The 12,081-nt window shown below is 42.6% G+C and carries 12 protein-coding genes, 1 tRNA gene and 1 other RNA gene; 11 read left to right on the top strand and 3 right to left on the bottom strand.

Going from position 1 to position 12,081, the window contains the following annotated elements; all coding sequences use genetic code 11:
• Positions 1 to 107: 107 nt before the first annotated feature.
• The 4 genes from DB729_RS00390 to trxB all read left to right on the top strand — a co-directional run bounded on the left by DB729_RS00390 (position 108) and on the right by trxB (position 2,930).
• On the top strand, positions 108 to 908 hold the full coding sequence (locus tag DB729_RS00390; RefSeq protein ID WP_000219161.1) for an amino acid ABC transporter permease: 801 nt from the start codon (positions 108 to 110) through the stop codon (positions 906 to 908).
• On the top strand, positions 908 to 1,651 hold the full coding sequence (locus DB729_RS00385; RefSeq protein WP_000590976.1) for an amino acid ABC transporter ATP-binding protein: 744 nt from the start codon (positions 908 to 910) through the stop codon (positions 1,649 to 1,651). The genes DB729_RS00390 and DB729_RS00385 overlap by 1 nt, the downstream gene beginning before the upstream one ends.
• Positions 1,652 to 1,728: 77 nt before the next feature.
• On the top strand, positions 1,729 to 1,953 hold the full coding sequence (locus tag DB729_RS00380; protein WP_000926603.1) for a DUF4059 family protein: 225 nt from the start codon (positions 1,729 to 1,731) through the stop codon (positions 1,951 to 1,953).
• A 65-nt stretch (positions 1,954 to 2,018) separates the two neighbouring features.
• Positions 2,019 to 2,930, top strand: a complete 912-nt coding sequence (gene trxB, locus DB729_RS00375) for a thioredoxin-disulfide reductase (protein WP_000272337.1) — start codon at positions 2,019 to 2,021, stop codon at positions 2,928 to 2,930.
• 191 nt (positions 2,931 to 3,121) lie between these two features.
• Here the strand turns inward: trxB and rlmB are convergent, their stop codons facing one another.
• Both rlmB and def read right to left on the bottom strand, forming a co-directional pair.
• Positions 3,122 to 3,850, bottom strand: a complete 729-nt coding sequence (gene rlmB / locus DB729_RS00370) for a 23S rRNA (guanosine(2251)-2'-O)-methyltransferase RlmB (RefSeq protein ID WP_007517462.1) — start codon at positions 3,848 to 3,850, stop codon at positions 3,122 to 3,124.
• 44 nt (positions 3,851 to 3,894) lie between these two features.
• Positions 3,895 to 4,506 (bottom strand): peptide deformylase, encoded by a 612-nt coding sequence (gene def / locus DB729_RS00365; RefSeq protein WP_001272963.1) that lies wholly within the window; start codon positions 4,504 to 4,506, stop codon positions 3,895 to 3,897.
• A 155-nt stretch (positions 4,507 to 4,661) separates the two neighbouring features.
• On the opposite strand from def, the gene DB729_RS00360 reads away from it, so the two are divergent.
• From DB729_RS00360 to ssrA, 4 genes are all read left to right on the top strand, one after another.
• Positions 4,662 to 5,981: a CapA family protein gene (locus tag DB729_RS00360; RefSeq protein WP_009729974.1), complete on the top strand. Its 1,320-nt coding sequence runs from the start codon at positions 4,662 to 4,664 to the stop codon at positions 5,979 to 5,981.
• Between the two features lie 23 nt (positions 5,982 to 6,004).
• Entirely contained in the window at positions 6,005 to 6,832 is an 828-nt protein-coding gene (locus DB729_RS00355; protein WP_109289799.1) for a Cof-type HAD-IIB family hydrolase, read from the top strand.
• Position 6,833: 1 nt separating this feature from the next.
• A complete protein-coding gene (locus tag DB729_RS00350; RefSeq protein ID WP_109289800.1) occupies positions 6,834 to 7,469 on the top strand; it encodes an SGNH/GDSL hydrolase family protein in 636 nt (211 codons plus the stop codon).
• A 58-nt stretch (positions 7,470 to 7,527) separates the two neighbouring features.
• Positions 7,528 to 7,875, top strand: a transfer-messenger RNA (tmRNA) gene (gene ssrA / locus DB729_RS00345).
• 220 nt (positions 7,876 to 8,095) lie between these two features.
• Here ssrA and DB729_RS00340 read toward each other — a convergent pair.
• A tRNA-Ser gene (locus DB729_RS00340) sits at positions 8,096 to 8,183 on the bottom strand.
• Positions 8,184 to 8,344: 161 nt separating this feature from the next.
• On the opposite strand from DB729_RS00340, the gene DB729_RS00335 reads away from it, so the two are divergent.
• From DB729_RS00335 to DB729_RS00325, 3 genes are read left to right on the top strand one after another with little or no spacing between them, the layout of a single operon-like run.
• Positions 8,345 to 9,085, top strand: coding sequence for a DeoR/GlpR family DNA-binding transcription regulator (locus tag DB729_RS00335; protein ID WP_109289801.1), 741 nt, complete (start codon positions 8,345 to 8,347; stop codon positions 9,083 to 9,085).
• A complete protein-coding gene (pfkB, locus tag DB729_RS00330; RefSeq protein ID WP_109289802.1) occupies positions 9,082 to 9,993 on the top strand; it encodes a 1-phosphofructokinase in 912 nt (303 codons plus the stop codon). The genes DB729_RS00335 and pfkB overlap by 4 nt, the downstream gene beginning before the upstream one ends.
• A complete protein-coding gene (locus DB729_RS00325; RefSeq protein WP_109289803.1) occupies positions 9,990 to 11,945 on the top strand; it encodes a PTS fructose transporter subunit IIABC in 1,956 nt (651 codons plus the stop codon). The genes pfkB and DB729_RS00325 overlap by 4 nt, the downstream gene beginning before the upstream one ends.
• Positions 11,946 to 12,081: the final 136 nt, after the last annotated feature.

The raw sequence follows: 12,081 nt of genomic DNA, 5'->3' as shown, positions 1-12,081 counted from the left end.
AGTGTGATAAACTAGAAGATAGACAAAGTCTGAGTAGCCCGTAGCAAATAATTTGCTTGCGAGCAGAAGTATGATAGAATGAATCATTATCAGGAGAGGATGTTTTTATGACTGTTACAACATTTTTAGCATCAGATTGGTACCAAAGTTTGATGCAACTCATTCCGGATGGTAAACTCTTTAGTTTGCGTTCGGTCTTTGATGGAATTCCAAGGATTGTCCAACAACTGCCTACAACCTTGATGTTGACACTTGGAGGTGCACTCTTTGGTTTGCTACTTGCCTTGATTTTTGCCATTGTTAAGATCAATCGTGTTAAAATTCTATATCCCTTGCAGGCCTTTTTCGTTAGCTTCTTAAAAGGTACTCCAATCCTAGTTCAACTTATGTTGACCTACTACGGAATTCCTTTGGCACTGAAAGCTATCAACCAACAATGGGGCACTGGTTTCAATATCAATGCGATTCCAGCAGCGCTTTTTGCGATTGTGGCCTTTGCTTTTAATGAGGCGGCTTATGCAAGTGAAACGATTCGTGCAGCCATCCTTTCTGTTAATCCAGGTGAAATTGAGGCGGCGCGTAGTCTGGGTATGACTCGTGCTCAAGTTTATCGTCGCGTGATTATTCCAAATGCGGCGGTGGTAGCGACACCGACTTTGATTAACTCTCTTATCGGTTTGACCAAGGGAACTTCTCTAGCCTTTAGTGCGGGTGTTGTCGAAGTTTTTGCTCAAGCTCAGATTTTGGGTGGAGCAGATTATCGTTACTTTGAGCGTTTCATCTCCGTAGCCCTTGTTTATTGGGTAGTCAATATCGGAATTGAAAGCCTCGGTCGTTTCATCGAGAGAAAAATGGCTATTTCTGCACCTGATACAGTGCAAACAGATGTGAAAGGAGACCTTCGTTAATGATTAAGATTTCGAATTTAAGCAAATCCTTTTCAGGACAAACTGTCTTGGATCATCTGGACTTGGATATCCAAAAAGGGGAGGTAGTGGCCTTGATTGGTTCATCTGGAGCTGGGAAATCAACCTTTCTTCGTAGTTTGAACTATCTTGAAACTCCAGATAGTGGAACGATTCAGATTGACAATTTTAAAGTTGATTTTTCTCAGATTAGCCAAGAAGAAATCCTAACCCTTCGTCGCAAGTTGTCTATGGTTTTCCAACAGTTTAATTTGTTTGAACGCCGAACTGCTCTTGACAATGTTAAGGAAGGTTTGGTTGTTGTCAAGAAATTATCGGATGAGGAAGCAACAAAAATCGCCAAGGAAGAGTTGGCTAAAGTTGGTCTTTCTGACCGTGAAAACCATTACCCTCGCCACTTATCAGGTGGACAAAAGCAACGGGTTGCCCTCGCGCGTGCGCTTGCTATGAAACCAGATGTCTTGCTCTTGGATGAGCCCACTTCAGCCCTTGACCCAGAGTTGGTCGGTGAAGTAGAAAAGTCTATTGCAGACGCTGCCAAGTCAGGTCAGACCATGATTTTGGTCAGTCACGATATGTCTTTTGTAACCCAAGTGGCAGATAAGGTTTTATTCCTAGATAAAGGGAAAATCATCGAGTCTGGCACACCGGATGAAATCATCAATCATCCAAAAGAAGAACGGACAAAAGAATTCTTCGCTAGTTACAAACGGACTTATATTTGATATAATAGAAAAAGGAAAACTCAGTTAGTTGGACTAGCTGAGTTTACTCTTTAAAAAAGATAGAAACGAGAGAGATCATGCTGCTGCAACTGTTTTCTTTATATTTCGAGAGTTTGATCTTAACGACCATCCTTGTCGTGATTTTTCTGGGGATTTGGATTGGATTGAGAGCCATGTCTGGTGTGGACAAGACAGCCAAGGCTCGTCAAGCTCATCTCTATGATATGATTATGATTGGAGTTTTGGTCGTTCCGGTGTTATCCTTTGCCGTCATGAGTTTGCTCTTGGTTTTCAAGGCATAATCCTTGCGTGACTAGCAAGAATAAGTTAGAATAAAGATAGTTACAACAAGAAAGAAGGAATCGAAATGTACGATACGATTATTATCGGTGCTGGACCTGCGGGAATGACCGCTGCCTTATATGCTGCTCGAAGCAATCTGAAAGTAGGCTTGATTGAAGGTGGTCTGCCAGGCGGGCAAATGAATAACACATCTGATATCGAAAACTATCCAGGTTATGCCAATATCAGTGGACCTGAATTGGCTGAAAAGATGTTTGAACCACTTGAAAACCTTGGAGTAGAGCATCTTTATGGCTATGTTGAAAATATTGAAGACAAGGGTGACTATAAGAAGGTAATCACTGATGATCAAGTTTACGAAACCCGTACTGTCATCGTGGCAACTGGGTCAAAACACCGTCTTTTGGGAGTTCCCGGAGAAGAAGAACTGAACAGTCGTGGTGTTTCTTACTGTGCAGTCTGTGATGGAGCTTTCTTCCGTGACCAAGACTTGCTCGTAGTCGGTGGTGGAGATTCAGCGGTAGAAGAAGCCCTCTTCTTGACTCGCTTTGCCAAGACTGTTACCATTGTTCACCGTCGCGACCAACTTCGTGCCCAAAAGGTGTTGCAAGACCGTGCCTTTGCTAATGAGAAAGTCAACTTTATCTGGGACTCTGTCGTCAAGGAAATCAAAGGTGAAAACCGAGTAGAATCTGTCGTATTTGAAAATGTAAAAACAGGTCAAATAACAGAGCAAGCCTTTGGTGGTGTCTTTATCTATGTTGGTTTGGATCCCGTTAGCGATTTTGTCAAAGATTTGAATATTCAAGATCAGGCTGGCTGGATTGTGACAGATAACCACATGAAAACTGCCGTTGACGGTATCTTTGCGGTTGGAGATGTTCGCCAGAAAGACCTTCGCCAAGTAACAACAGCAGTTGGAGATGGGGCTATCGCTGGTCAAGAAGCTTACAAATTTATTACAGAACATAGTTAATACACTTCGAAAATCTCTTCAAACCACGTCAGCTTCGCCTTGCCGTAGGTATGGGTACTGACTTCGTCAGTTCTATCCACAACCTCAAAGCAGTGCTTTGAGCTGTCTTAAGCTAGCTTCCTAGTTTGCTCTTTGATTTTCATTGAGTATAATCATAAAAAAGTTTCCAATCAGATGACTGGAAACTTTTTTTATAGTCTATTTCGGAAAACTTCGTACATGAGAATGGCTGCAGCAACACTGGCATTGAGGCTTTGAACATGTCCATTCATGGGAATGGTAATCATCTCATCAACCTGTTTTTTGATGTTGCTAGAGATGCCTTTTCCTTCATTTCCGATGATGAGGGCGATTTTTCCTTTTGTATTCCACTTGTGGCAAGGAGTACCGTTCATATCCGTTCCAAAGGTCCAGAAGCCTTCATCCTTGAGTTTGTCTAGAGTTTGACTGAGGTTGGTCACTCGCGCAATCGGTACATGCTCAATAGCACCTGTGGCCGTTTTGGCAACGACAGGAGTCACTCCGACGGCACGGTGCTTGGGAATGATGACACCTGAAACATTGGTCGCATCAGCAGTCCTTAAGATAGAACCTAAGTTGTGAGGGTCAGTTAGACCATCCAGAATCAACAGAAGTGGATTTTCTTCTTGGCGTGTTTTTGCAAGGATGTGATCCAGCTCGCTATAGGCAAATTCGGAAACTCGTAGAACAAAACCTTGGTGAACAGCGCCTTCGGTCATCTCAGACAGGGATTTTTTTGAAGTCCAAGAGATGGAGACCTTTTTCTCAGCAGCCAGTTCCTTGACTTTCTCAACATTCTTACCTCGGAGATCATCTTGGAGGTAGAGTTTGTTTCCTGTATTTGCAAGGAGGGCTTCGGTAACGGCATGGACGCCATAGACAATATCATTTGTTTTCATGCCTCTATTATAACACAAAACCCCGTCTTGCAACGGGATTTTCTTTATTCGAGGATGAGGAGTCCATCTTTGATAGCAAATGGGTCTTTCTCATTGATACGATCGTAGAACATGATTCCGTTGATGTGGTCAATTTCATGTTGGACAACGATAGAGTTGTATCCTTTAAGCTTGATGCGGTGTTTTTCTCCGTCCTTGTCAAAGTAATCAACAGTGACGCGGGCATGACGAACAACATAGCCTGGAACTACACGGTCGACAGATAGGCACCCTTCTCCTTCACCGAGGGCGGCGTCCTGAACAGAGTGGGATACGATTTTTGGATTGTACATAACAGCTTGCAGGTCGTAGGCTTCCTGAGGAGTTTCACCTTCTTCCACAATATTTGGCACTAAAACAGCGATAATGCGTTTTGAGATATCTAACTGAGGAGCGGCCAATCCAACCCCACCGCGGAGTCCCATCTTTTCAGCCATAACAGGATCCTGAGAATTTTTGAGGAATTGCATCATCTTTTCTCCAAGGATGATTTCCTGGTCAGACAGTGGGAAAGTGACCTCCTCAGCAACCGCGCGTAAAGTTGGGTTCCCCTCACGGATAATATCGTTCATATTAATTAAATGAGCAGCTTTTGTAATACGTTCTATAGCAGACATTTTCTCTCCTTTCATTACCTCTACATGATAACACAAAATAGGCGAGAAAGAAAGTCACAGAAGTTCCTAAAAAATAATATAATAAACGGTATTCCTCTTTTGTCTGTGGTATAATAAAAGAAAAGACTTGCAGTAAAAGCAAGGGGGGAATAAAGATGGAAAAGCGACAAGATAGATGGTCTCATGGTCCTATTTTTGGATTGTTGAAGAGTAGTATTGGTTTCTTTAGGAATTATAAATCTTGGACAAATGCCCAGTTTATTACGGTGCTGTTGCTTGCAGTTTCCTTGTCTATGGGGCTGAACTTGTTGACCCAAGCAGTACAAGGGAACAAGGGAACAAGTCCGAGTGGTCAAACAGTTGATTCTGCTCAGACGTCTAGTCAGTCTAAGGAAAATCAGTCTGCCGAAACGACAGCTCGTATCATGGCAAATGGTGACCTTCTCTACCATATTCCTATCTACCGAACAGCTCTGAAAGAAGATGGAACCTATGATTTCCATGAAAATTTTGAGTATGTAAAACCCTGGCTCAAACAAGCGGATTTAGTGCTTGGTGACTTTGAAGGAACGGTGAACAAGGACCACTACTTGGCAGGCTATCCTCTCTTTAATGCACCAGGGGAAGTCATGGATGCGATCAAGGATGCAGGCTACCAAGTTCTAGACTTGGCTCATAATCACATCTTGGATTCTCAAATTGAGGGAGTGGTTTCGACAGCAGAAGCTATTGAAAAGGCAGGGATGACACCCATAGGAGTCTACACACATGAATCCCGTGACCAAGCTCCACTAGTTATCAAGGAAGTCAATGGTATCAAGGTAGCTCTCCTAGCCTATTCTTACGGTTTTAATGGCATTGAGCAGTATATCTCTCAAGAGGATTATAATCGCTATCTTTCTGACCTGAATGAAGATAAGATGAAGGCGGAAATCGAACGAGCTGAGCAAGAGGCGGATATTACTGTCATCATGCCTCAGATGGGAATTGAGTACCAGCTAGAACCGACGGAAGAACAGAAAACACTGTACCATAAGATGATTGACTGGGGAGCTGATATTATCTTTGGAGGGCATCCTCATGTCGTTGAACCTGCTGAAACCGTTGAAAAAGATGGTGACAAAAAATTGATCATCTATTCCATGGGAAATTTCCTCTCAAACCAACGCATTGAAACCATGCAAGACGAGGAAAATGCCAAGTGGACGGAGCGAGGAGTTCTCATGGATGTGACCATTAAGAAAAAAGATGGCAAGACAAGGATTGAAACTGCTAAAGCACATCCAACTTGGGTTAATCGAACTCCAAAAGGAACTTACTCTCCAGAAGGCTATCCGCTCTTCCTCTATCAGACCTATATCCTAGAGGACTTCATTGAGGGAGGCAGTTACCGTGACAAGTTGGATGAGGCGACCAAGGAACGAATTGACACGGCCTATAAAGAAATGAATGAACATGTAGGGTTGAAGTGGTAGACGCTCGCCCTAAAGGAGATAGGATGACGATTAAATTAATTGCAACAGACATGGATGGAACCTTGCTAGACCCGAGGGGGCAGCTGGATCTGCCCCGCTTGGAAAAGATTTTAGATCAGTTGGATCAAAGGGATATCCGTTTTGTCATTGCGACGGGGAATGAAGTTCACCGTATGAGGCAATTGCTTAAACATTTGGCGAGTAGAGTTGTCCTAGTCGTTGCCAATGGGGCGCGTATTTTTGAAAATAATAAACTGATTCAAGCGCAGACCTGGGATGATGCTATGGTTGACAAGGCTTTAGTTCATTTTAAAGGGAGGGAGTGCCGAGATCAATTTGTTGTCACTAGTATGAACGGGAGTTTTGTCAAGAAAGGAACTGTTTTTACAGAACTTGATAAATTTATGACTCCTGAGATGATTGAAAAACTCTATCGGCATACAAACTTTGTTGAAGAGCTCAGATCGGATCTCTTCGGTGGGGTGCTAAAGATGAGTATGGTCGTTGGTGAAGAACGCTCTAGTTCTGTTTTGCAGGAAATCAATGACCTCTTTGATGGGCATGTAAGAGCCGTTTCCAGTGGTTATGGTTGTATCGATATCCTACAGGCTGGTGTTCACAAGGCTTGGGGATTGGAAGAATTACTCAAGCGCTGGGATTTGAAATCGGAACAAGTCATGGCTTTTGGTGATAGTGAAAATGATATCGAAATGCTAGAACTGGCTGGAATTGCCTATGCGATGGAAAACGCAGATGATGAGGTCAAGGCAGTTGCGACTGCTCTAGCTCCGGCTAACAGCCAGGCGGGTGTTTATCAAGTCCTAGAAAACTGGTTAGAGAAAGAGGGATAAGGTGGCAGTACAGTTATTAGAGAATTGGCTCTTAAAAGAGCAGGAAAAAATTCAAACCAAGTATCGTGAATTGAATCAAATTTCTGTCCTAGAGCCAGATATCATTTTTATTGGTGATTCGATTGTGGAATATTACCCTCTGCAAGAGTTGTTTGGGACTGCCAAGACGATTGTCAATCGTGGCATCCGAGGCTACCAGACGAAACTGTTATTAGAGAATCTAGATGCCCATCTTTATGGTGATGCTGTGGATCAAATTGTTCTCCTAATTGGGACAAATGATATCGGAAAAGATATTCCTATAAATGAAGCCTTGGATAATCTTGAGCGAGTGATCCAATCAATTGCCCGAGATTATCCGTTGTCACAAATAAAGCTCCTATCCATTTTGCCAGTCAATGAGGGAGAGAAATACAAGCAGACTGTTTATATCCGAACCAATGAAAAGATTAGAGAATGGAATCAAGCCTATGAGGCTCTAGTATCCGCCTATATGCAGGTAGATTTTGTGCCGATTTATGATAGTTTGACAGATTCAAAAGGACAACTTCAATCAGCCTATACAACGGATGGCCTCCATCTAAGTGTAGCCGGTTATCAAGCTTTATCAGATGCTTTGAAAACGTATCTGTTCTAAAGAATTGGCTTGATTTTGCATTTTTTTTGAAGATAGGTTATAATAGTTCTAACATCCTGGGGTCGTTACGGATTCGACAGGCATTATGAGGCATATTTTGCAACCCGTGTGGCGACGTAAACGCTCAGTTAAATATAACTGCAAAAAATAACACTTCTTACGCTCTAGCTGCCTAAAAACCAGCAGGCGTGACCTGATTTGGATTGCTCGTGTTCAATGACAGGTCTTATGATTAGCGAGATACGATCAAGCCTTGTCTAGTGGTTTGATAAGAGATTAATAGACTCGCAGTTCCTAGGCTTGAGTTATGTGTCGAGGGACTGTTAAAACAATACATAACCTATGGTTGTAGACAAATATGTTGGCAGGTGTTTGGACGTGGGTTCGACTCCCACCGGCTCCATTATTCTTTCGCTAAACTTGGAAAAACGTTGTTAAATCAACGTTTTTTGTTTTTGCCTTTTGTATTCCTTGGTATTCTTTTGCTAAAAAAGGATACAACATTTTTGTCGTATCCTAGAAATCTATATCCTTTTGTTTTATGAAATCATATAGTGTTTGTATTATTTGATTTTTAAATACTTGTGATAAAAAAACTGCACCGAAATGCAGTTTTTGTTTTTCTACGGAAGACATGGGATTCGAACCCACGCACGCTGTTACACGCCTACCGCGTTTCCAACACGGCCTCTTAAGCCTCTTGAGTAATCTTCCAATACTTACTCAAATAGTCTACCATAAAGGACTTTATCTTGCAATAAAAATTTTGGAAATAAGAAAAATGATAGAATTTGAAAGAAAATGATAAAAAATGCTTGACTTTGGTAGATAATGTGCTAGAATGAATAGTGTAAACGATAACAGGAGGTGGTTTGGTGTTAAAAACTGAGCGGAAGCAACTGATTTTAGAGGAGTTAAATCAACATCATGTAGTTTCCCTAGAAAAATTGGTTAGTCTATTAGAAACATCAGAATCGACAGTACGAAGAGATTTGGATGAGTTGGAGGCGGAAAATAAACTTCGCCGTGTGCATGGTGGAGCAGAATTGCCCCACTCCTTGCAGGAAGAAGAAACCATCCAAGAAAAATCTGTCAAAAACCTTCAAGAGAAGAAGCTACTGGCTCAAAAAGCAGCATCTCTTATTAAGGAACAAGATGTTATCTTTATCGATGCTGGCACAACAACTGCTTTTTTAATCAAGGAATTGGTTAATAAGAATATCACAGTTGTGACCAACTCCATTCATCATGCGGTTCAGTTGGTTGAAAAACAGATTCCAACTGTCATGGTTGGAGGAAGTGTCAAGATGGCAACAGATGCATGTATTGGCGGTGTTGCTCTTAACCAAATCAATCAATTGCACTTTGACCGTGCCTTTATTGGGATGAATGGTGTGGACGATGGTTATTATACGACTCCTGATATGGAGGAGGGAGCCGTTAAGCGTGCTATTTTAGAGAATGCCAAACAAACCTATGTCTTGGTTGATTCGTCAAAGATTGGTCAAACTTGCTTTGCCAAGGTAGCACCTCTCAAACGCGCTATTGTCATCACAAGTCAAGGGCATAAGCTCTTGCAGGCTATTAAGAAGAAAACGGAGGTAATAGAAGTATGATTTATACAGTCACACTCAATCCATCCATTGACTATATCGTGCGCTTGGACCAAGTTCAAGTCGGCAGTGTCAATCGTATGGACAGTGATGATAAGTTTGCTGGTGGGAAAGGAATCAATGTTAGCCGTGTTTTGAAGCGCTTGGATATTCCTAATACTGCGACTGGATTTATTGGAGGATTTACTGGTAAATTTATCACAGATACTTTGGCAGAAGAGGAAATCGAAACGCGTTTTGTCCAAGTAGCAGAAGATACTCGTATCAATGTCAAGATTAAAGCAGACCAAGAAACAGAAATCAATGGAACAGGTCCAAATGTGGAACCAGCTCAGCTAGAAGAATTGAAAGCTATTTTGTCTAGTCTGACAGCAGATGATACGGTTGTGTTTGCAGGTTCAAGTGCTAAGAACCTAGGCAATGTTATCTATAAGGATTTGATTGCCTTGACACGCCAGACTGGTGCGCAAGTGGTTTGTGACTTTGAAGGACAGACCTTGATTGATAGTTTAGACTACCAGCCACTTTTGGTTAAACCAAACAATCACGAGCTTGGAGCTATCTTTGGAGTGAAACTCGAAAGTTTAGATGAAATCGAGAACTATGCTCGTCAGTTACTGTCCAAAGGAGCTCAAAACGTCATTATCTCCATGGCTGGGGACGGTGCACTTCTTGTCACATCTGAGGGAGCTTACTTCGCAAAACCTATCAAGGGAACAGTCAAAAATTCAGTGGGAGCTGGTGACTCTATGGTTGCTGGGTTTACAGGTGAATTTGTCAAATCTAAAGATGCAGTAGAGGCCTTCAAATGGGGAGTAGCTTGTGGAACAGCAACTACCTTCTCGGATGACTTGGCAACAGCGGAATTTATTAAAGAAACATATGAAAAAGTTGAGGTAGAAAAACGATGAAAATTCAAGACCTATTGAGAAAAGATGTCATGTTGCTGGATTTGCAGGCGACTGAAAAAACAGCAGCTATCGAAGAGATGATTCATAGCTTGGTAGATCATGGTTATGTGACGGATTTTGAAACCTTTAAAGAAGGAATCTTAGCGCGTGAAGCTCTCACTTCCACTGGTTTGGGTGACGGAATTGCTATGCCTCACAGCAAAAATTCTGCTGTCAAAGAAGCAACGGTTCTCTTTGCTAAGTCAAACAAGGGTGTTGACTATGAGAGCTTGGATGGGCAACCAACAGACCTCTTCTTCATGATTGCAGCTCCAGAAGGTGCCAATGATACTCACTTAGCAGCCTTGGCAGAATTGTCTCAATACTTGATGAAAGATGGTTTCGCTGACAAACTTCGTCAAGTAACATCTGCAGATCAAGTTATCGAACTTTTTGACCAAGCTTCAGAAAAAGCTGAGGAGCCTGTTCAAGCACCTGCTAATGACTCTGGTGACTTTATCGTAGCTGTTACAGCTTGTACGACAGGTATTGCCCACACATACATGGCCCAAGAGGCCCTTCAAAAAGTGGCTGCTGAAATGGGTGTTGGGATCAAGGTCGAAACCAACGGTGCCAGCGGTGTTGGGAATCAATTGACTGCAGAGGACATCCGTAAGGCTAAAGCTGTTATCATCGCTGCAGACAAGGCTGTTGAGATGGATCGTTTCGATGGCAAGCCATTGATCAACCGCCCAGTTGCAGACGGTATCCGTAAGACAGAAGAATTGATCAACTTGGCTCTTTCTGGGGATGCTGAAGTTTATCGTGCTGCTAATGGAGCAAAAACTGCAACAGCATCTAATGAAAAACAAAGCCTTGGTGGTGCCTTCTACAAACACTTGATGAGTGGTGTATCTCAAATGTTGCCATTCGTTATCGGTGGTGGTATCATGATTGCCCTTGCTTTCTTGATTGATGGTGCTATGGGTGTGCCACAAGATAGTCTTGGCAATCTAGGATCCTACCATGAGCTAGCTTCCATGTTCATGAAAATCGGTGGTGCAGCCTTTGGCTTGATGCTCCCAGTCTTTGCAGGATATGTTGCCTACTCTATCGCTGAAAAACCAGGTTTGGTAGCTGGTTTTGTGGCTGGTGCAATTGCCAAAGAAGGTTTTGCCTTTGGTAAAATCCCTTATGCAGCAGGTGGTGAAGCAACTTCAACTCTTGCAGGTGTCTCATCCGGTTTCCTAGGTGCCCTTGTTGGTGGATTTATCGCAGGTGCTTTAGTTCTTGCTATCAAGAAATACGTTAAAGTTCCTCGTTCACTTGAAGGTGCTAAATCAATCCTTCTCTTGCCACTTCTTGGAACAATCTTAACAGGATTTGTCATGCTAGCTGTTAACATCCCGATGGCAGCAATCAACACTGCGATGAATGACTTCTTAGGCGGTCTTGGAGGCGGTTCAGCTGTCCTTCTTGGTATCGTTCTTGGTGGAATGATGGCTGTTGATATGGGTGGTCCAGTTAATAAAGCGGCCTATGTCTTTGGTACAGGTACGCTTGCAGCAACTGTTTCTTCAGGTGGTTCTGTAGCCATGGCAGCAGTTATGGCTGGAGGAATGGTGCCACCACTTGCTATCTTTGTCGCAACCCTTCTTTTCAAAGATAAATTCACCAAGGAAGAACGCAACTCTGGTTTGACAAACATCATCATGGGCTTGTCATTTATCACTGAGGGAGCGATTCCATTTGGTGCCGCTGACCCAGCTCGTGCTATCCCAAGCTTCATCTTTGGTTCTGCAGTAGCAGGCGGACTCGTTGGTCTTGCTGGAATTAAACTCATGGCGCCACACGGAGGAATCTTCGTTATCGCCCTCACTTCAAATGCCCTTCTCTACCTTGCCTGTGTCTTGGTTGGCGCAATTGTAAGTGGTGTGGTTTATGGTTACCTACGTAAACCATTAGAAAAATAATCATAAATACTCAAATGACTGAACACGAAAGTGGGCAGTCATTTTTTGATGATGGAGTTAGGGAGAACGGTCTTTAAAGTGATATAATAGAGGTAAATCTTAGAGAATTTAAATGATAGAATGCTGAAGTTCTACA

This window comes from Streptococcus halitosis (assembly GCF_003143695.2).
GTDB classification, from domain to species: domain Bacteria; phylum Bacillota; class Bacilli; order Lactobacillales; family Streptococcaceae; genus Streptococcus; species Streptococcus halitosis.
This window is presented reverse-complemented; position numbering and strand designations above follow the sequence as displayed.

Excerpts from the sequence above, each read along its gene's own strand:
- DB729_RS00390 (WP_000219161.1), top strand. The coding sequence starts at position 108 with ATGACTGTTACAACATTTTTAGCATCAGATTGGTACCAAAGTTTGATG.
- DB729_RS00385 (WP_000590976.1), top strand. The coding sequence starts at position 908 with ATGATTAAGATTTCGAATTTAAGCAAATCCTTTTCAGGACAAACTGTC.
- DB729_RS00380 (WP_000926603.1), top strand. The coding sequence starts at position 1,729 with ATGCTGCTGCAACTGTTTTCTTTATATTTCGAGAGTTTGATCTTAACG.
- trxB (WP_000272337.1), top strand. The coding sequence starts at position 2,019 with ATGTACGATACGATTATTATCGGTGCTGGACCTGCGGGAATGACCGCT.
- rlmB (WP_007517462.1), bottom strand. The coding sequence starts at position 3,850 with ATGAAAACAAATGATATTGTCTATGGCGTCCATGCCGTTACCGAAGCC.
- def (WP_001272963.1), bottom strand. The coding sequence starts at position 4,506 with ATGTCTGCTATAGAACGTATTACAAAAGCTGCTCATTTAATTAATATG.
- DB729_RS00360 (WP_009729974.1), top strand. The coding sequence starts at position 4,662 with ATGGAAAAGCGACAAGATAGATGGTCTCATGGTCCTATTTTTGGATTG.
- DB729_RS00355 (WP_109289799.1), top strand. The coding sequence starts at position 6,005 with ATGACGATTAAATTAATTGCAACAGACATGGATGGAACCTTGCTAGAC.
- pfkB (WP_109289802.1), top strand. The coding sequence starts at position 9,082 with ATGATTTATACAGTCACACTCAATCCATCCATTGACTATATCGTGCGC.
- DB729_RS00325 (WP_109289803.1), top strand. The coding sequence starts at position 9,990 with ATGAAAATTCAAGACCTATTGAGAAAAGATGTCATGTTGCTGGATTTG.